The sequence below is a fragment of the Pseudomonas juntendi genome (assembly GCF_009932375.1).
GTDB classification, from domain to species: Bacteria; Pseudomonadota; Gammaproteobacteria; order Pseudomonadales; family Pseudomonadaceae; genus Aquipseudomonas; species Aquipseudomonas juntendi.
Genome location: NZ_BLJG01000249.1, coordinates 1 through 18,835, shown reverse-complemented (window position 1 = coordinate 18,835; position 18,835 = coordinate 1). Strand labels below are relative to the sequence as shown.

Annotated in this window: 15 protein-coding genes and 1 pseudogene; 7 read left to right on the top strand and 9 right to left on the bottom strand. The window is 62.5% G+C overall.

Annotation, left to right across the window (positions count from 1 at the left end):
• Nucleotides 1-85 precede the first annotated feature (85 nt).
• The gene (locus tag GYA94_RS23645; RefSeq protein WP_009686210.1) at nucleotides 86-346 is read right to left on the bottom strand and encodes a DUF2798 domain-containing protein; all 261 of its coding nucleotides are present in this window, start codon (nucleotides 344-346) and stop codon (nucleotides 86-88) included.
• Between the two features lie 114 nt (nucleotides 347-460).
• Here GYA94_RS23645 and GYA94_RS23640 point away from each other — a divergent pair, with 114 nt between their 5' ends.
• Nucleotides 461-1,390, top strand: coding sequence for a LysR family transcriptional regulator (locus GYA94_RS23640; protein ID WP_161893204.1), 930 nt, complete (start codon nucleotides 461-463; stop codon nucleotides 1,388-1,390).
• A gap of 219 nt (nucleotides 1,391-1,609) precedes the next feature.
• Here GYA94_RS23640 and GYA94_RS23635 read toward each other — a convergent pair.
• The 4 genes and pseudogenes from GYA94_RS23635 to GYA94_RS23620 all read right to left on the bottom strand — a co-directional run.
• A pseudogene (locus GYA94_RS23635) lies at nucleotides 1,610-1,836 on the bottom strand (outer membrane protein transport protein); the annotation flags it as partial.
• 307 nt (nucleotides 1,837-2,143) lie between these two features.
• Nucleotides 2,144-3,409 (bottom strand): OmpP1/FadL family transporter, encoded by a 1,266-nt coding sequence (locus tag GYA94_RS23630; RefSeq protein WP_029886693.1) that lies wholly within the window; start codon nucleotides 3,407-3,409, stop codon nucleotides 2,144-2,146.
• A 147-nt stretch (nucleotides 3,410-3,556) separates the two neighbouring features.
• Entirely contained in the window at nucleotides 3,557-4,039 is a 483-nt protein-coding gene (locus GYA94_RS23625) for a hypothetical protein (protein ID WP_029886692.1), read from the bottom strand.
• A gap of 250 nt (nucleotides 4,040-4,289) precedes the next feature.
• Nucleotides 4,290-4,514 carry a hypothetical protein gene (locus tag GYA94_RS23620; protein ID WP_009686213.1) on the bottom strand — a complete coding sequence of 75 codons (225 nt, stop codon included), beginning with the start codon at nucleotides 4,512-4,514 and terminating at the stop codon, nucleotides 4,290-4,292.
• Nucleotides 4,515-5,460: 946 nt separating this feature from the next.
• On the opposite strand from GYA94_RS23620, the gene GYA94_RS23615 reads away from it, so the two are divergent.
• Both GYA94_RS23615 and GYA94_RS23610 read left to right on the top strand, forming a co-directional pair.
• On the top strand, nucleotides 5,461-5,880 hold the full coding sequence (locus GYA94_RS23615) for a tetratricopeptide repeat protein (protein ID WP_110678002.1): 420 nt from the start codon (nucleotides 5,461-5,463) through the stop codon (nucleotides 5,878-5,880).
• A 160-nt stretch (nucleotides 5,881-6,040) separates the two neighbouring features.
• Nucleotides 6,041-7,414: a DNA recombination protein RmuC gene (locus GYA94_RS23610; RefSeq protein ID WP_161893205.1), complete on the top strand. Its 1,374-nt coding sequence runs from the start codon at nucleotides 6,041-6,043 to the stop codon at nucleotides 7,412-7,414.
• Here GYA94_RS23610 and GYA94_RS23605 read toward each other — a convergent pair.
• Entirely contained in the window at nucleotides 7,386-10,862 is a 3,477-nt protein-coding gene (locus GYA94_RS23605; RefSeq protein WP_009686216.1) for a hybrid sensor histidine kinase/response regulator, read from the bottom strand. The genes GYA94_RS23610 and GYA94_RS23605 overlap by 29 nt on opposite strands.
• Nucleotides 10,863-11,122: 260 nt before the next feature.
• Between GYA94_RS23605 and GYA94_RS23600 the strand changes: the two genes are divergently transcribed.
• From GYA94_RS23600 to GYA94_RS23585, 4 genes are all read left to right on the top strand, one after another.
• Nucleotides 11,123-11,854 (top strand): GntR family transcriptional regulator, encoded by a 732-nt coding sequence (locus GYA94_RS23600; RefSeq protein WP_029886688.1) that lies wholly within the window; start codon nucleotides 11,123-11,125, stop codon nucleotides 11,852-11,854.
• A gap of 99 nt (nucleotides 11,855-11,953) precedes the next feature.
• Nucleotides 11,954-13,228, top strand: a complete 1,275-nt coding sequence (locus tag GYA94_RS23595; protein ID WP_110678004.1) for an MFS transporter — start codon at nucleotides 11,954-11,956, stop codon at nucleotides 13,226-13,228.
• 23 nt (nucleotides 13,229-13,251) lie between these two features.
• A complete protein-coding gene (locus tag GYA94_RS23590) occupies nucleotides 13,252-14,085 on the top strand; it encodes an amidohydrolase family protein (protein ID WP_110678006.1) in 834 nt (277 codons plus the stop codon).
• Between the two features lie 138 nt (nucleotides 14,086-14,223).
• Complete coding sequence (locus GYA94_RS23585; RefSeq protein WP_161893203.1) at nucleotides 14,224-16,101, top strand: MFS transporter; 1,878 nt, start codon at nucleotides 14,224-14,226, stop codon at nucleotides 16,099-16,101.
• A 9-nt stretch (nucleotides 16,102-16,110) separates the two neighbouring features.
• On the opposite strand, the gene sugE is transcribed toward GYA94_RS23585, so the two are convergent.
• The 3 genes from sugE to rdgC form a co-directional block, all read right to left on the bottom strand.
• Nucleotides 16,111-16,428 carry a quaternary ammonium compound efflux SMR transporter SugE gene (sugE, locus tag GYA94_RS23580; RefSeq protein WP_110678010.1) on the bottom strand — a complete coding sequence of 106 codons (318 nt, stop codon included), beginning with the start codon at nucleotides 16,426-16,428 and terminating at the stop codon, nucleotides 16,111-16,113.
• A gap of 122 nt (nucleotides 16,429-16,550) precedes the next feature.
• Nucleotides 16,551-17,522 (bottom strand): bile acid:sodium symporter family protein, encoded by a 972-nt coding sequence (locus GYA94_RS23575; RefSeq protein WP_110678012.1) that lies wholly within the window; start codon nucleotides 17,520-17,522, stop codon nucleotides 16,551-16,553.
• A gap of 185 nt (nucleotides 17,523-17,707) precedes the next feature.
• Complete coding sequence (gene rdgC, locus GYA94_RS23570) at nucleotides 17,708-18,628, bottom strand: recombination-associated protein RdgC (protein ID WP_009686222.1); 921 nt, start codon at nucleotides 18,626-18,628, stop codon at nucleotides 17,708-17,710.
• Nucleotides 18,629-18,835: the final 207 nt, after the last annotated feature.

Here is an 18,835-nt window from a genome sequence, read left to right as displayed (position 1 = left end):
CAACAGCCAGATCAAAAGCCAGATCAACAGCTGTGCGGGGGTTGAAGAGGTGGGCCAGCGCCGCCTGTGCCAGCGGTAGGCGACCTCACTTGGCATGCACTGTGATCGCAACCAGCCGTACAACCACCGGCCTCACCATCAATACACAGACAAACGCCACCGGCATCGCCAACTGATAAGCCTTCAATACATTGCTCAGGTAGTCCGGGGTAACGCCAGCGTTCGCTGCTGTAATAACAAAGCTCATCAATAACGCCATGATCGAAGACATGTAGAACGCGAAAACATAGGGCGTGGCGACGGGGTGCAATTTGCGGCGGCGGCGGGTGGGGGACAGATCGTTCATGCGTACTCCTTGAAGTTAAGTGAAGCCGCAGGCTAGCAACCCTCGCAATGGCAGCAGTAGACCAGCAATACTGAGTTCTTTATAAAGAGATGCTTACGAATCAAGGGCCACTACATGAACCTGCTCAACGCCATCCGTTGCTTCATCAAGGTCGTCGAAGCCGGCAGCATTGCCGCTGGCGCCCGTAACCTCGGCCTCACCCCGGCAGCGGTCAGCCAGAACCTCGCCCGCCTGGAAAGCCACCTGCAGGTGCGCCTGCTTACCCGCACAACCCGTAGCATGTCCCTGACACCCGCAGGCAACCAGTACTACCAACGTGTCAGTCATATCGAACGTGACCTTGCCGAAGCCGAGCAGGCCATCACCACCCCAGACAGCGAACCCCAAGGCCGACTGTGCATTGCTTCGACCTCGGCGTTCGGTCGCCATGTAGTGGCTCCCCTGATACCCGCCTTCAGCGCCCGCTACCCACTGCTTTCGATAGAATTGGTAACGACCGATCGGCGCGTCAACCATGCCCGTGAAGATGTCGATGTGAGCCTGCGCATCACCCCGCAGTTGGAAGAGCAACTGCTGGCCCGGCACATCGCCCGTATCCCGTTCATTTGCTGCGCCTCACCCGGCTACTTGCAAAGCGCCGGCCTACCAAGCACGCCTGAGGCCCTGCGCGATCACCGGTGCCTGGTGTTCCGCTACCCGGTGGACGGCCGCCTGCTACGTTGGGGGTTCATGCGTGACGGGCTGCGCTTCGAGCCGGTGTTCGGCAACGTGCTCATCAGTGACGACATCGATGCGCTGACCCACATGGCCGTGCACGATGGTGGCATCACCCGCCTGGCCGAATTCATCGTGCGGCCCCATCTGGCTTCAGGTGCGCTGGTGCCGTTGTTTGAATACAGCGACAACGGCCAGGCATACGCCCAGACCGAGCCGATGGACATCTACCTGTGCCTGGCAGACCGCTTTGCCATGACGCCTGCGGTGCGCGTGTTCACGGCGTACCTGCGTGAACACCTGGCTGACACCTGGCAGGTCCAGAAGTGAAAAACCGCCACGAGGGTAATGCCAGTCAGTTAAGTAGTTTGGGGCCGCTTTGCGACCCTTCGCGGGCACGCCCGCTCCCACAGGGAATCGCGCTTTCTTGAGTTCAGCGCCAAACCTGTGGGAGCGGGCGTGCCCGCGAAGGGCTGCAAAGCAGCCCCACTAACGCTTAACTGACAGGCATCAACCGCGAGGGCGGTTTTTTTCAGGCAGCGCGTACCGTCAGAAACGATAGGTAAGCGACGCACCGACACCGTGCGCGCTGTTCTCGTACTTGGCCTGGTAGCTGCCCTTGGGTGCGCTGACCTGGTTGACCTTGGTGTCTTCTTCCCAAAGGTAGGAATACGCCACGTCAATGGTCATGTCATCATTCGGGCTCCAGCCTGCGCCCAGGCTGAACACCTTGCGATCACCTGGATGCGCGGCGAACGGTCGTGGTTGTTGGTTGGCAGACCGCTTTGCCATGACGCCTGCTGTGCGCGTGTTCACGGCGTACCTGCGTGAACACCTGGCTGACACCTGGCAGGTCCAGAAGTGAAAAACCGCCACGAGGGTAATGCCAGTCAGTTAAGTAGTTTGGGGCCGCTTTGCGACCCTTCGCGGGCACGCCCGCTCCCACAGGGAATCGCGGTTTCTTGAGTTCAGCGCCAAACCTGTGGGAGCGGGCGTGCCCGCGAAGGGCTGCAAAGCAGCCCCAGTAACGCTTAACTGACAGGCATCAACCGCGAGGGCGGTTTTTTCAGGTAGCGCGTAGCGTCAGAAACGATAGGTAAGCGACGCACCGACACCGTGCGCGCTGTTCTCGTACTTGGCCTGGTAGCTGCCCTTGGTTGCGCTGACCTGGTTCACCTTGGTGTCTTCTTCCCAAAGGTAGGAATACGCCACGTCAATAGTCATGTCGTCATTCGGGCTCCAGCCTGCGCCCAGGCTGAACACCTTGCGATCACCTGTCGGGATGCGCGGCGAACGGTCGTGGTTGTTGGTTGGCGACTGGTCAACGGTAAAGCCGGTACGCAGTACCCACTCCTTGTTGACCTTGTACGATGCACCAATGGCGTGTGCCCAGGTGTCATGCCAGTTCTGCTCTTCGGTGATGGTCTGGAATGCCGAACCTGCCAGTGGCGCAGGCACATCGTTCTGCACGGTGATGTTTTCCAGGCGGCTCCAGCGGGTCCAGGTGCTGCCCGCGTAGAGGGTCCACTGGTCATCGAGTTCGTGAGTAACCGAAAGGTCGACCGATTCCGGCGTCTTGATCTTCAGGCTGGCATCGAACTTGTTGCCGTTGAACGGCCCGATCAGCGGGGTGCTGACGCGGGTCTTGCCTTCCAGCTTGTAGTCGACCATCGAGTGGTAGGTCAGGCCGACGCGGGTGCGGTCGGTGGCCTGCACCATAAGGCCGATGTTGTAACCAACGGCAGTATCGTCACCCTTGATTTTCACTTCACCATCGTTGCGGCCCGGGGTGAATGGGTTGATCAGGCTGGAGCCCAATTCACCCTTGATGCGGTTGATGGTTGGACCAAAACCGATCGAGACCTTGTCGTTGAAGGCGTAGCTGACGGTAGGCTGGAAGGTGACGACCTCGACGTGGCTCTTTTTGCCCCAGTAGCGCGCAGCATCATCGCTGCCGTAGTCGGTTACCAGGCCGAACGGCACGTAGACACCGAAGCCGACGCTCCAGTGGTCGTCGATAGGTTTGACGTAGTAGCCCATGGGCACGCCAACGACCGGCACCATGTCACCATCGGTTTCCCCCCCGAGGTTGCTGCCTGGCCCGGAAATGTCGGTTTTGGCGATGACGGCTGCGCCGCCCACGGTGAACTGTTCACGTTTGAGGCGGGACATGCCGGCCGGGTTGCCAAACACGGTGCTGGCATCTTCGGCAGAAGAAGAACGTCCCGCGAAACCTGTCCCCATGCTGCTGATGCTCTGTTCGTTCAATGCAAAGCCGCTGGCGAGCAGTTGGCTGGATGCAAGAGCAACGGCTACGCCGAGGGAGGTTTTGAGCATTACTTTTTTCATTATTAGAAAACTCCTTGGGATCTCCGGGGCGAAAAGCTACCAACAAATGACGCGCCGCGCTATAGCCTGAATCGCAGGAGTTAGAGCGGTTTTGTAGGACAATCCGACCAAAATTCCCTTTTTTCCGGCTTTGATGTAGGACGCTTCTCAAGATGCCTGGGGCAATCTTTGATCCACGCAGGTGTGCCAAGCATGAGTGAAGTCGCGCAAGCGGCCTTGGGGGTAGAAAATCTGACGCCATATGCGCGCCAGTGCCAGTAAATCGTCAGCGGCGGGCAAGGGCATGGCGTGCTCTTCGACGAGCATCCAGGCAATGGCCGTGGAGTATCGCAGGTTGACCGTAAGCTCGAGGTGCGGGCCGCCCAGGAAGGCATGCTGGCTCGCCAGGCCCCGGACCAGGCTGGCCAGGTCGGGATCACGGGCCAGGTAGTTGTCCCACAGCGCCTGGTGGCGGTGTTCGCCAATGCGGTAGAGGCCGTGCCCGCGTCGGTCGTGCAAGGCAGCCCCGAGTGCCGACTGGCTGGCGGCAATGCCCAGTAACAAGGCTTCAGCGCTGGCGCAGTGACGGTTCAGGTAAACCAGGGTGGGCCGTATCACATACTGACACAATTCATTCGCCGCAATACCCATGATGCCCTCGAACAGTAAAGAGCCGGACGGGCGCTGGAGCTTGGCAGCTGGTGAAGGAGTCAGGCCCGCCGGAAGCGGCAAGTACCGCTCGAGTTGAAGTGTAGTGTGATAATCGTGGTGTAAAGAGCTGTTTTTAAATCGATTGCTGCCTGACGTTGCGGGGTATATGCCCTAAGGCAATTACGCCGTGAACGTTCAGGCAGGTAGACGATGGCATGATTCAGCGCATGAATACTGCAGTATTCGCCGCTCACGCGGTGAGCGACTGGCGAGTCCTTGCAATGACTGCCTGCAAGGGTTCATTGCGGCTGTACTGTTCAGGGTACAGGCGCTCGGTGTGGCAGGCGACGCCGTGTTCGTCTACCAGGGTAAAGCTGAAGCTGCCTTTGCGTGGGGCAACGATAAGGCACTTCAACGGCGAGAAGGCCTGGGAAAGGGTGCCAATGGCAGCCTGAATCTGATGATGGGTTTGCATATTGTTGGATGTTCCTGCTTTAAACACGGGGAGTATGATCCGTGCATGATAGAAACGTTCCAGTGACGCCATTATTAAGGGACGAGCGAACCTGACTGGAACAGGGCAGCCAGAGGGGGCGCAATCAAATGTGGGCGCTTGGGCTGACTGGTAGGTACTTCAGAAGGCAGGCAGCACGCCGAGGCCAAGGTTCGCGGCCATCGGGGTGGGATCCTGATCAATCTGTCGGGTGATTCGTGCCTGACCAGCCTGTGGCTGGCGAGTGAATCATCGAATGGGCCGTCCTGGTTTCAGCAGGGCCGCACTTGGGAGGTGGGCGACTGCAAGGACATTGGGCCAGAATTGACTTTCAGCTTGGTACTAACGAGGCGGACTGTACAGTGAATGAGTGCGCTTGGCAAGCACCGCATCAGTATTGGGTAGCCGAGCAGTATGGCCTGAATTTGCCAGGCTGGGAAGAGGGTGCAAATGGCCCGTATCGCCACGGATGTGCCCATTGCGTGCATTCAAAAGAGGGCTCACGGTGCATTTGTTCACATTCGGTGCAGGGCTTGTAACAGCACCGCAACAACCCCTGCCGACTTCGCCAATGCCTTGACTGCGTGGTTAAGTCAATGAAAAAAAACACTATTTTCAGCTGGTGAAAAAATCGTCAGTTTGACTGAAGCCCACAGTTTACGGGGGTTTGCGGGGTGTGTCATAGGGTTGTCCACCGAGTTATCCACAGGAACTGTGGATTGTCCCCGGCACTTGCTCTAGCACGGGCGTATCAGCTACGCGCCAAGCTGTCCGACAATCGCTAAGCCTGAATGACTAGCCCAGCCATTCGCCGGCGAACGTCAAGAAAAGATCATTTAAAATTTTTTTCATTGTTCCGGATTCGACAGGCCATGGCGAAAAAAAAAGCGTACAGTGGCGCGCCTTTCGCATTGCCTGACGTGTTGCCATGAAGTTCCGCAGTAAACACCTCGCCACCTCCGCCGCCCCTACACCACCCCCTGACGCCAAGCGGTTCAGCTTGAAAGTGGCCTTGTGGCTGCTCGATAGCCCGCGCCTCGGTGACAAGCCCCAGGTCAAGCATCTGGCGGGCCGCCTGCTGAAGCAGCCGGCCCGCCAGGGTGTGGTGGTGGCGCAAAGCCGGCTTGGGCAAATGCTGTGCCGGGATTGCGGCAATGCCCGTGACCGGCGCATTGGCCATGAGTTACTGCGCCAGGCAGCGCGGGCCGGGGACCGGCGGGCGCAGCTGGAATACGCGCGGTTGTGCCAGCACAACGCGCCGGCGCAGGCGCGTTACTGGCTGGAGCTTGCGGCGGGGCAAGGTTCGCAGGAAGCGCAGCGGCTGCTGGGGCAGTGGTTTGCGGGTTGAAGGCTGATAAGCTGCAGCCAATTTGCACAGCGCGTTCGGGGTAAGCATGACAGTGGATCTGGCCAGCATTCTGCTCGGCGTGGTGGCAGGGGCTTTGCCCTGCCTGGGGTGGATCATGCAGCTCCAGCGCCGTCAGGGGGCACGGCAGGGCGAGCAGGCATTGCTGGAGGAGCGCCTCAACGCCGCCCAGTTGGCCCAGGCCGGGCTGCAAGCGCAGCTGGATGCCAGCCGCGACGAAATCAGCGACCTCAGCGAAGCCAATACCCTCAAGCAGAGCCAGCTGGCCGCCCAGGGCCGTGAGCTGGAGTTGCTGCAGATCGACCGCGACAACGCCCGCGACGCCGCCCATGCCTGGCACCTCGAACGCGCCAACCGCGAAGCCGAACTGCGCCGCCTGGAGGCGCAGAGCGCACGCCTGGAGGCTGAACTGCGCGAACAGCAGGAAAGCCACCAGCAACGCCTCGAAGACCTGCAAGAAGCCCGTGACACCCTGCGTGCCCAGTTCGCCGAAATGGCCACCAAGATCTTCGACGAGCGTGAGCAGCGCTTTGCCCAGACCAGCCAGCAGCACCTTGGCCAGTTGCTCGACCCCCTCAAGGAACGCATCCAGTCGTTCGAAAAACGCGTCGAGGAGAGCTACCAGCAGGAAGCCCGGGAGCGCTTCTCGCTGGGCAAGGAGCTGGAGCGCCTGCAACAGCTCAACCTGCGCCTGTCCGACGAAGCTACCAACCTGACCCAGGCACTGAAGGGCCAGAAAACCCAGGGCAACTGGGGCGAGTTGATTCTTGAGCGGGTACTGGAGCATGCCGGCCTGGAGAAGGGCCGCGAGTACCAGACCCAGGTCAGCCTGAAGAGCGCCGATGGCGAGCGCTTCCAGCCCGATGTGCTGATCATGCTGCCGGGCGACAAGCAGGTGGTGGTGGACGCCAAGGTCAGCCTCACGGCCTACCAGCAGTTCGTTTCCAGCAATGACGAGGCCGCGCTCAAGCAGCATGTGCAATCGCTGCGCAGCCATGTCAAAGGCTTGTCGAGCAAGGATTACAACCGCCTCGAAGGCCTGCACAGCCTCGACTTCGTGTTGCTGTTCGTGCCCATCGAGGCGGCCTTCTCGGCGGCCCTGCAGGCGGAGCCGAACCTGTTCCAGGAAGCCTTCGACCGGCAGATCGTGATCGTCAGCCCCACGACCTTGCTGGCGACGTTGCGGGTGATCGACAGCCTCTGGAAGCAGGAACGCCAAGGTCAGAACGCCCGGGAGATCGCCGAGCGGGCCGGCTGGCTATACGACAAGTTCGTCCTGTTCATCCAGGACCTGGACGAGCTGGGCAGTCGCCTGCAACAGGTGGACAAAGCCTATGCTGCGGCGCGCAACAAGTTGTGCGAGGGGCGCGGTAACCTGGTAAGCCGCAGCGAGCAATTGAAGTTGCTCGGCGCCCGCGCCAGCAAAAGCCTGCCGCCCGACTTGCTGGAGCGGGCGCTGGCCGACGCGGCGCTGGCCGATCAAGCGCTTACTGAACCAGGCTCAGATGGCGATTGAGCATGGCGCGCAGGGCCGCAGGCTTGACCGGCTTGGCCAGGTAGTCGAGGCCGGACGCATGCACCAGGGCAATGGTTTCCTTGCTGCCGTCGGCACTGATCACCACACCCGGTACGGGTTCACCCAACCGCGCACGTAGCCAGCCCATCAGCCCGGTGCCGGTCTCGCCGTCGTCCAGGTGGTAGTCCACCAGCGCCAGGTGCGGGCGCAGGCCGTGGTCCAGCAAGGCGGCGCATTCGGCCTGGTTACGCGCAGTAGACACCTGGCAACCCCAACGGCTGAGCAGGCTGTTCATGCCGATCAGGATGCTGTCTTCATTGTCTACGCACAGTACCTGCAAGCCTGCCAGCGGCTGGCTCGCCTGTTCCAGCGGGGCGGGCTGTGCCGGCGCGGCCTGGCGGGCGATGGGCACACTGACCCGAAACACCGTACCTTTGCCTGGCCATGAACGCACTTCCAGTGGGTGGCCGAGCACCCGGCACAGGCCGTCGGCGATCGCCAGGCCCAGGCCCAGGCCCTTTTCGGCACGGGTCTGGTGGCTGTCCAGGCGCTTGAACTCCTGGAAGATCACCTGCAGCTTGTCGTCGGCGATGCCTGGGCCGCGGTCCCAGACTTCCAGCCACAGCCGCCCGCCCTGGCGCCGTGCCCCCAGCAGAATCGGGCTTTTGCCATAGCGCAGGGCGTTGGTAAGAAAGTTCTGCAGCACCCGGCGCAGCAGTTTCATGTCACTGTCCACCCGCAGGCGGCTGCCGCGCAGGCGGAACTCCAGGCCTTTCTCGGCAGCCAGCAGCTTGAACTCGGCGCCGAGGGTGTCGAACAGTTCGGTAAGGGCGAAGGGCTTGGCGTCTGGGGTTATCTTGCCGTTTTCCAGGCGCGAGATGTCCAGCAGGTCGCTGATCAGCTCCTCTGCCGAGCGCAGCGAGCTGTCCATGTGCTGCACCAACTGCCGGGCTTCTTCATTCATGCCTTCGGCCTGCTGCGACAAGGCGGCGGAAAACAGCCGCGCAGCGTTCAACGGTTGCATCAGGTCATGGCTGACTGCAGCCAGGAAGCGGGTCTTGGACTTGCTGACCGCTTCGGCCTGGCTCTTGGCTTCGGATAAGGCCTGGTTCAGTTGCGACAGTTCATGGGTGCGCTCGGCCACCCGTTGCTCCAGGCCTTCGTTGGCATCGCGCAGTGCCTGTTCGGCCTCGCGGAACGGCGTGATGTCGGTGAAACTCATGACGAACCCGCCCCCGGGCATCGGGTTGCCGATCAACTCGATTACCCGGCCATTGGGGAACAGCCGCTCGGAGGAGTGCGCGCGGCCCTGGCGCATCCAGTGCAGGCGGCGCGCCACGTGCACCTGTGCCTCGCCGGGGCCGCACAACCCGCGCTCGGCGTTGTAACGGATGATGTCGGCAATCGGCCGGCCGACACTGATCAGCCCCTCCGGGTAGTTGAACAGCTCCAGGTAACGGCGGTTCCAGGCCACCAGGTGCAGGTTCTGGTCGACCACGCTGATGCCCTGGTTGATGTTCTCGATGGCGCCCTGCAGCAGGGCGCGGTTGAACTGCAGGACTTCGCTGGCTTCATCGGCGATTCGCACCACGTCTTCCAGCTGCATGTCACGGCCTTCGATGGCCGCCTTGACCACCGCGCGGGTCGACGAGGTGCCCAGCACGCCGGCCAGCAGCCGTTCGGTGTGTTCGATCCAGTCGCCGTCCGCGTTCTGGTTGGGGTTGAAGCCCTTGCCCTGGCGGTAGGCAAAGCGGATGAAGCTCTGCCGGGCGCGCTCTTCGCCGACAAAGCGCGATGCCAGGGTCAACAGGTCGTCGATCTGTACCGCCAACAGTGGCTTGCTGCTGGGCCGGGCGCTGGTCTGCTGGCCAATGAAGCGGCCAGCCTGCCAATGTTCGGACACCCGCGTGCGCGACAGCAGCGACACCCAGGCGAACAGGGTGAAGTTGCCCGCCAGCGACAACACCACGCCTTGGGTCAGGGGGCTGATCGGCAGGTTCAGCGGGTTGCCGTGCAGCCAAGCCAGCCCTGGGAACACCTGCAGGGGCCAGCCCACACTGTGCGCGGCAATCGGCAACACCAAGGTGTAGAACCACAGGAAGATACCGGCAGCCAGGCCGGCAAACACGCCGCGGCGGTTGGCCTGCTTCCAGTACAGCGCGCCGAGCATGGCCGGGGTCAATTGGGTCACGGCGGCAAACGCGATCTGGCCGATGGTTGCCAGGCTGGCGGTCGAGCCCAGCAGGCGATAGCTGACATAGGCCAGCAGCAGGATCACCACGATGGTCACCCGGCGCACCGAGAGCATCCAGTGACGAAACGCTTCGAACGGCCGTTCGGCATTGTTGCGGCGTAGCAGCCAGGGCAGCAGCATGTCGTTGGAGACCATGGTCGACAGTGCCACGGCCTCGACGATGACCATGCCGGTGGCTGCCGAGGCGCCGCCGATAAACGCCAGCAGGGCCAGGCTCGGGTGGGCCTCGGCCAGCGGCAGGCTGATCACGAACGAGTCGGAAATCACGGCCCCTGGCAGCAGCATTTGCCCGGCCAGGGCAATCGGCACCACGAACAGGGCAGCCAGCCCCAGGTACAGGGGGAACACCCAGCGGGCCAGGCGCAGGTCTTGTGGTTCGATGTTCTCCACCACGGTGACGTGGAACTGGCGTGGCAGGCAGATGATCGCCATCATCGCCACGGCGGTCTGCACCACCATGGAAGGCCAGTTGATGGTCTCCTGCCAGTAATCCTGCAACTGAATCGACTGGCGTGCCTGGCTGAACAGGTCGCCGAAGCCGTCATACAGGTTGAACACCACGAAGATGCCCACGGCCAGGAAGGCCAGCAGCTTGATCAGCGATTCGAAGGCAATGGCCAGGACCATGCCACGGTGGTGTTCGGTCACGTCCAGGCTGCGCGTGCCGAACACGATGGCGAACAGCGCCAATACCAGCGACACCACCAGCGCGGTGTCCTGGACGCGTGTGCCGGTGGCGTCGGCACTGGCGCCGATCAGCAAGTTCACGCCCAGCACGATGCCCTTGAGCTGCAGGGCGATGTAGGGCAGCACGCCAACCAGGCAGATCAGCGCCACCACCACCGCCAGGGTCTGCGACTTGCCATAGCGTGCGGCGATGAAGTCGGCGATCGAGGTGATGTTCTGCTGCTTGCTGATCAGCACCATCTTCTGCAACACCCAAGGCGCAAAAATCAGCAGCAGTACCGGGCCCAGGTAGATCGGCAAGAACGCCCACAGTTGTTCGGCGGCCTGGCCAACGGCGCCGAAGAAGGTCCAGCTGGTGCAGTACACGGCCAGCGACAGGCTGTACACCCAGGCACGCAGCTTGGGCGGCAACGGCGTGCTGCGGCGGTCGCCATAGAAGGCGATGGCGAACATGATGGCCATATAGGCCAGGGCGACCACGGCGATCAGCCCGCTGGACAACGACATGAAAACTCCGAAGCAATAAGATAACGCGGTCCCGATCTACCAGTCTGGCACGCTGGTGGCGCTTCGTCAGCGCCGACGATGGTCGCAGTGGCGCGTGGTCGCAGGGCCCGGCTTCGCTGACCGGTAGCGGCCCTGTCGCCAGCAAGGTAGCTGACGCCTCAGAACCGCGACAGGCGGAGGATTGACAGCCCGGCATACGCGGGGAATACTGCCTCCAGAATTCATATATATGTTTATATAACAACAAGAGAGCGAGACCCATGCACCCACTGTCCGGTGATGCTCGACTGCCCCGTTACCAACAACTGCGCGACCACTTGCTCGAGCAGATTGCCAACAACCGCTGGCGCCCAGGCGAAGCGATCCCGACTGAGGCTGCCTTGGCCACCGAATTCGACATGTCAGTCGGCACCGTGCGCAAAGCCGTGGACGTACTGGTGGCTGAAGGCGTGCTGGAGCGTCAGCAGGGGCGCGGTACCTTCGTACGCCGCCCGCAATTCCAGTCTTCGCTGTTCCGGTTCTTCCGCTTTGAAGCCGCCAATGGCCAGCGCGCGGTGCCTGAAAGCCGCATTCTTGCCATCGAGCCGATGACCGCGCCTTCGGCGGTCGCCGAAGCACTGGGCCTGGCGGTTCACAGTGAGGTGATCCGAATTGTCCGTACGCGCCTGCTCGGCGCCCAGCCGGTACTGGCCGAAGAAATCTGGTTGCCGCGCCAGACGTTCCAGCCGTTGCTGGAGGTCGACCTGAACAGCGAGGGGCCGCTGCTGTACCCCCTCTACGAAGCACTGTGCGGCCAGGTGGTCGCCTACGCCGAAGAAACCCTCACCGCCGAAGCGGTTGACGCGGCGCATGGCCGTTTGCTGCAACTGCCGGCCGGCAGCCCGGTGGTGGTGATCGAGCGCCTGGCCCGTGACTACGCCGGCAAGCCGCTGGAATGGCGCCGCTCACGCGGCCATGCGCAGCACTTCCGCTACCGCATCGACATTCGCTAAGCCGGCGGCTGCACCCCGTTTCCCTCTGCGCCGTGCACACGCGGCGCGGTGGCTTCGCTTGCCTGGCGGTCACAGGCACACACTAGAAGGATAACAATCATGTTCAGTTGGTATCGCCAGATCACCTCGCGGGAACGCAAGACATTCTGGGCCTGTTTCGGCGGCTGGTCGCTCGATGCGCTGGAAGTGCAGATGTTCGGCCTGGCCATCCCGGCGCTGATCGCCGCGTTCTCCCTGAGCAAAGGTGATGCCGGCCTGATCAGTGGCCTGACCCTGGTGACTTCGGCCATCGGCGGCTGGCTGGGTGGCACCTTGTCCGACCGCTACGGCCGCGTGCGGACCCTGCAGTGGATGATCCTCTGGTTCTCGTGCTTCACCTTCCTCTCGGCGTTCGTCACCGGTTTTTACCCCTTGCTGTTGGTCAAGGCCATGCAAGGCTTCGGTATCGGCGGCGAGTGGGCTGCCGGCGCCGTGCTGATGGCCGAAACCATCAACCCGAAATACCGCGGCAAGGTCATGGGCACGGTGCAGAGCGCCTGGGCCGTGGGCTGGGGCCTGGCCGTGGCACTGTTCATGCTGATCTACTCGCTGGTGCCGCAGGAATTTGCCTGGCGGGTGATGTTCTTCGTCGGCCTGTTGCCGTCGTTGCTGATCCTTTGGGTACGCCGCAACGTGCCCGAGCCGGACAGCTTCCAGCGCCTGCACACCGCCAATGCCATCCCTGCCAGCTTCCTGCACTCCATGGCCGGCATCTTCCGCCCGCAGCTGTTGCGCGTGACCTTGCTGGGCGGCCTGCTTGGCCTGGGCGCCCATGGTGGGTACCACGCGGTGATGACCTGGCTGCCGACCTTCCTCAAAACCGAGCGCAACCTGTCGGTGCTGAACTCCGGTGGTTACCTGGCGGTGATCATCCTGGCCTTCTGGTGCGGTTGCGTGGTCAGCGGCCTGCTGATCGACCGCATCGGCCGGCGCAAGAATATTCTGCTGTTCGCCCTGTGCTGCGTGCTGACCGTACAAGCCTATGTGTTCTTCCCGCTGACCAACACGCAGATGCTGTTCCTCGGCTTCCCGCTGGGCTTTTTCGCCGCCGGTATCCCGGCCAGTCTGGGGGCGTTTTTCAATGAACTGTACCCGGCCGAGGTGCGCGGTGCCGGGGTGGGCTTCTGCTACAACTTCGGCCGCGTACTGTCGGCAGTGTTCCCGTTCCTGGTCGGCCACATGAGCGAGTCGATGTCCTTGGGCAGCGCCATTGGTATCGACGCTGGCATCGCCTATGGCGTGGCGGTGATCGCCGCCTTGTGCTTGCCGGAGACCCGCGGGCGCACCCTCGAAAATGCCACGGCGCCGCACACCGCCGGGGCAGTTGCCAAATAACCTGACTTTTCTGTATGAGAGCCATGCCCGACGTACCTCCTTTACACCTGAGCGCGATCGACAGCCACGCCCACGTTTTCAGCCGTGGGCTGGCGCTGGTCAGTGAGCGGCGCTATGCCCCTGATTACGATGCGCCGCTGGGCGACTACCTGGGCCAGCTGCTGGCCCATGGTTTCAGCCATGGCGTGCTGGTGCAGCCGAGTTTCCTCGGCACCGACAACCGCTACCTGCTCAGCGCCCTGCAGGCGGTGCCGCAGCAACTGCGCGGGGTGGTGATGCTGGCGCCCGATGTCGCGCCACACACCCTTGCCGACATGGCCCGGTCAGGCGTGCGTGGTGTGCGCCTGAACCTGATGGGTCAGACCCTGCCGGACCTGGCCAGTGGCCGCTGGCGACCGCTGCTCGAACGCATTGGCGAACAAGGCTGGCACCTGGAACTGCACCGGCAGGTGGCGGACATACCGGCACTGGTCCGCGCGCTGCAGCCCTATGGCCTGAACATCGTCATCGACCATTTCGGCCGCCCCGATGCCCGCCGTGGGCTGGGCCAGCCCGGGTTCGCCGAACTGTTGACCCTGGGCGGGCAGGGCAAGGTTTGGGTGAAGGTGTCGGGGATCTACCGGCTGGCGGGGACGCCGGACGAGAATCTGGCCTTCGCGCGCTCGGCACTGTGCGCGCTGGAAGCGCACTACGGCGCCGAGCGCTTGATGTGGGGCAGTGATTGGCCGCATACCCAGCATGAGTCGACGATCAGCTTTGCCACTGCAGTGCAGCAGTTCGAGGCCTTGGGTTGCTCGGCCCAACTGCGCCAGGCCCTGCTGGTGGATACCGCGCGGGCTTTGTTCGGTTTCGAATGAGCGCCTGCCGGGCGCGATCGACCCGCTGAGCGTGGCGGGTTCTGACCCTACGCTTGCCAGCCGCTGCATTTCCCATGCAGATTGTGGCCTGGTGCGCCCGGCGCGCCTCCAATTGAAAAGCCATCAGGACCAAGGACGATGAGTCATTTCTCGCAATTCACCTTGCTCGGCAAGCGGCGCTTCCTGCCGTTTTTCATCACTCAGTCGCTGGGTGCCTTCAACGACAACCTGTTCAAGCAGTCGCTGATCCTGGCGATCCTGTTCAAGCTCAGCCTGGGCGAGGGTGACCGGTCGATCTGGGTCAACCTGTGTGCCTTGCTGTTCATTCTGCCGTTTTTCCTGTTTTCGGCGTTGGGTGGGCAGTTTGGCGAAAAGTTTGCCAAGGACGCGCTGATCCGCGCCATCAAGCTGGCCGAGATCGCCATCATGGCGGTCGGCGCGCTGGGCTTCATCACCAACCACCTGGCGCTGATGCTGGTGGCGCTGTTCGGCATGGGCACGCATTCGGCGCTGTTCGGCCCGGTGAAGTATTCCATCCTGCCCCAGGCCCTGCGTGAAGAAGAGCTGGTCGGTGGCAACGGGCTGGTCGAAACCGGCACCTTCCTTGCCATCCTGGCAGGCACCATCGGCGCCGGGGTGATGATGTCGGCCGACAGCTACGCCACCGTGGTGGCCGGGGGTGTGGTCGGCACTGCGGTGCTGGGCTACCTGGCCAGCCGCTGGATCCCGCGGGCAGCCGCGGCCTCGCCGAACATGCCGCTGGACTGGAATATCTTCAAGCAATCCTGGGTGATCCTGCGCATGGGCCTGGGCCAGCCGCCGGCAGTGTCGCGCTCGATCGTCGGCAACTCGTGGTTCTGGTTTGTCGGTGCCATCTACCTTACGCAGATTCCGGCCTACGCCAAGGACTGGCTGCACGGTGACGGCACCGTGGTAACGCTGGTGCTGACGCTGTTCTCGGTGGGCATCGCGCTGGGCTCGCTGCTGTGCGAACGGCTCAGCGGGCGCAAGGTGGAAATCGGCCTGGTGCCATTCGGCTCATTCGGCCTGACCTTGTTCGGGCTGCTGTGGTGGTGGCACTCTGGCGATGTGCCAGCGGCCGCTGCGCCGCATGACTGGCTGGCGCTGCTGGGCATGAGCCAGGCCTGGTGGATCCTGCTGTCGATCATGGGCCTGGGGGTGTTCGGCGGCTTCTACATCGTGCCGCTGTATGCCTTGATCCAGGCCCGCACCGGCGAAGACCAGCGCGCCCGGGTAATCGCGGCCAACAACATCCTCAATGCCCTGTTCATGGTGGTGTCGGCACTGCTCACCATCCTCCTGCTGGGCCTGGCCAAGCTGAGCATCCCCCAGCTGTTCCTGGTGGTGTCGCTGCTCAATATCGCGGTCAACGCCTACATTTTCAGGATCGTGCCCGAGTTCACCATGCGCTTCTTGATCTGGCTGCTCAGCCATTCGATGTACCGCGTGCAGCACCGTGACCTGCAGCGCATTCCCGACCAGGGTGCGGCGTTGCTGGTGTGCAACCATGTCTCGTTCGTCGACGCGCTGCTGTTGGGTGGGGCGATCCGCCGGCCGATCCGCTTTGTCATGTACTACAAGATCTACAACCTGCCGGTGCTCAACTTTGTCTTCCGTACCGCAGGGGCCATCCCGATTGCCGGGCGCAATGAAGACCAGGCCACGTACGAGCGGGCCTTCGCACGCATTGCCGCGTACCTGGCCGACGGCGAACTGGTGTGCATCTTCCCGGAGGGCAAACTGATCGGTGATGGTGAAATCGATGTGTTCAAGGGGGGCGTCAAGCGCATCCTCGAAGAAACCCCGGTGCCGGTGATTCCGCTGGCCTTGCAGGGCTTGTGGGGCAGTTTCTTCAGCCGCGACCCACGCAAAGGCTTCTTCAAGCGGTTGTGGTCGCGGGTGACCATCGTGGCCGGTGCCGCCATCCCGGTGGAGGCGGCGCAGCCAGAAGCCCTGCGTGAGCAGGTCAGCCGCTTGCGCGGCAACCTGCGCTAGGGGAGGGGATCAGCTGGCGCTGACCTTCAGGCCGACCAGGCCGGTGATGATCAGCGCCACGCTAACCAGGCGTACCAGGGCCATGGATTCGCCGAACAGGATAATGCCGGCGATCACCGTGCCCACGGCCCCCACCCCGGTCCAGATGGCGTAGGCAGTGCCCAGCGGCAACTCCTTCATGGCCAGGCCCAGAAGGCCGAGGCTGATAGCCATGGCGGCAACGGTGAGTACGGTAGGCAGTGGCTTGCTGAAGCCGTTGGTGTATTTGAGGCCTACGGCCCAGCCGACCTCGAACAGGCCGGCGAAGAACAGGATGATCCAGGACATGGTGCTTCTCCATCGTGGTGAATGATGGGGCCGTCCCCGGAATGATCACGCGGTGCGTCGTGAGGCCGTCCTCACAGTGAGCACTATAGTGCATACCTGCAGGTTTCAGGGCAAGCCTGGCGTCACCCTCGATGCCTGGCCTGTTCTACCCCTTCAGTCTGCTCCCCGGGCTCACCCATGCGCCGGAACCAGGTCGACAGCAGAGCCCCGGAAATATTGTGCCAAACGCTGAACAATGCACTGGGCACCGCTGCCAGGGGCGAAAAATGCGCCGCTGCCAATGCCGCCCCCAGCCCCGAGTTCTGCATGCCCACCTCCAGCGCCAGTGACTTGCGCTGGGCCAGTGGCAGTTTGCACAGCCTGCCGGTCAGGTACCCCAACAAGTAGCCAAAGCTGTTGTGCAGCACTACCACTGCCATGATCAGCAGCCCCGATTCGGCAATTTTTGCCTGGCTGGCCGCCACCACTGCACACACGATCATCACGATGCTCACCACCGACACCAGCGGTAGCACTTGCACTGCCGCCTGCACGCGAGCACCGAGCAAACGCTGGGCGATGACGCCAAGCACGATCGGCAGCATCACCAGTTGCAGGATCGACCAGAACATGTCCATGAAGGACACCGGCAGCCACGCCGAGGCCAGGAACCAGATCAGGGCAGGGGTCAGCAGTGGTGCCAGCAGGGTCGTGACAGCAGCAATTGCCACGGCCAGGGCCAGGTCGCCCCGAGACAGCCAGACCATCACGTTGGAGGCCGTGCCACTGGGGCAACAGCCAACCAGGATCACACCCACGGCAATTTCCGGCGGCAATTGGAACAGCTGGCACAGCAGCCAGGCCATGCCCGGCATGATCACGAAGTGCGCAACCACCCCCAGCATCACCCGCCAGGGCTGGCGGGCGAGGGCGGCGAAGTCGTCGAGCTTGAGGGTGAGGCCCATACCGAACATCACCAGCCCCAGCAGCGGCACGATGGCTACCTTCAAGGCGATGAACCATTGCGGTTGCAGGAAAGCCAGCAGGGCGAACACCAGCACCCACAGGGCGAAGGTGTTGCCGACAAAGCGGCTGAGGGCGGCGAGGGCACGCATGGGGCAATTCCTTTTCTATTTATGGCTTCAGGCATTTCACTGGCTTCTTCGCGGGCTTGCCCGCTCCCACAGGTACATCACAGTATTCAGGCCCTGTGTTGTACCTGTGGGAGCGGGCAAGCCCGCGAAGAGGCCAGCACTGTCCCGGGATTTCTCCCAAGCCAGCACCGGCATTACGAACAGCATCAGACCCCCTGCGGAATCTCCTCGCCACCCAGGGCCTCGAACAGCACCGGCAAGAATTCGGCAAAGGTCATCATCATCAGCTGGAAGCTGGCGTCGAACTGCTGGGCCGCCTCATCGCCACCGTCCTGTTCGGCCTGCTCCTGCAGCAGCTCTTCGAACTTCAGGCGCTTGATGACCATCTTGTCGTCGAGGATGAACGACAGCTTGTCCTGCCAGGCCAGGGCCAGTTGGGTAACCACCTTGCCGGTGCTCAGGTGCAGCTGGATTTCTTCGCCGGTCAGGTCCTGGCGTTTGCAGCGCACGATGCCACCGTCTTCGGCGGTGTCGCGCAGTTCGCACTCGTCCAGCACGTAGAAGCCTTCAGCAGCCTGTTGCGACTTGACCCAGTCGGTCATGGTGGCAACCGGTGCGATTTTTACCGTGGCTGGGCGCACTGGCAGCGAGCCCATCACTTCACGCAGGGTCGACAGCAGGTCTTCGGCACGCTTGGCGCTGGCCGAGTTGACCAGGATCACACCCTGACGCGGGGCAATGGCAGCGAAAATCATCGAGCGGCGGATGAACGCGCGCGGCAGGAAGGCCTGGATGATCTCATCCTTGATCTGGTCGCGTTCTTTCTTGTAGACCTTGCGCATCTGCTCGGTCTCGATCTCTTCGACCTTTTCCTTCACGGCGTCATTGACCACGCTGCTTGGCAGGATGCGTTCTTCCTTGCGTGCGGCAATCAGCAGGTACTCGCCGCTGACATGCACCAAGGGCGCGTCTTCGCCTTTGCCGAACGGTGCGATGAAACCATAGGTGGACAGCTCCTGGCTGGCACAGGCGCGGGCCGGCTTGCTGGCCAGGGCGGCCTCCAGCGCTTCAGGCTCGAACGGTACTTCCTGGGTCAGGCGGTAGGTCAGCAGGTTCTTGAACCACATGCGGGGCAATCTCTCATTAATGCATAAGGCGGGCATTATTCTCCGAGCAGTGCTCCCAGGCCAACCCTGTCAGAGGGCCAGCAGTGTTTAATGGCGCAAGAAAACGCCTGGCAACGCTAGGTCTTTGAAAGGACTTAGGTTTTTTTTGAAGAAAGTTTAAAAAGTGCTTGCCAGGGTGCAGGGGCGTACGTAGAATGCGCGCCACAC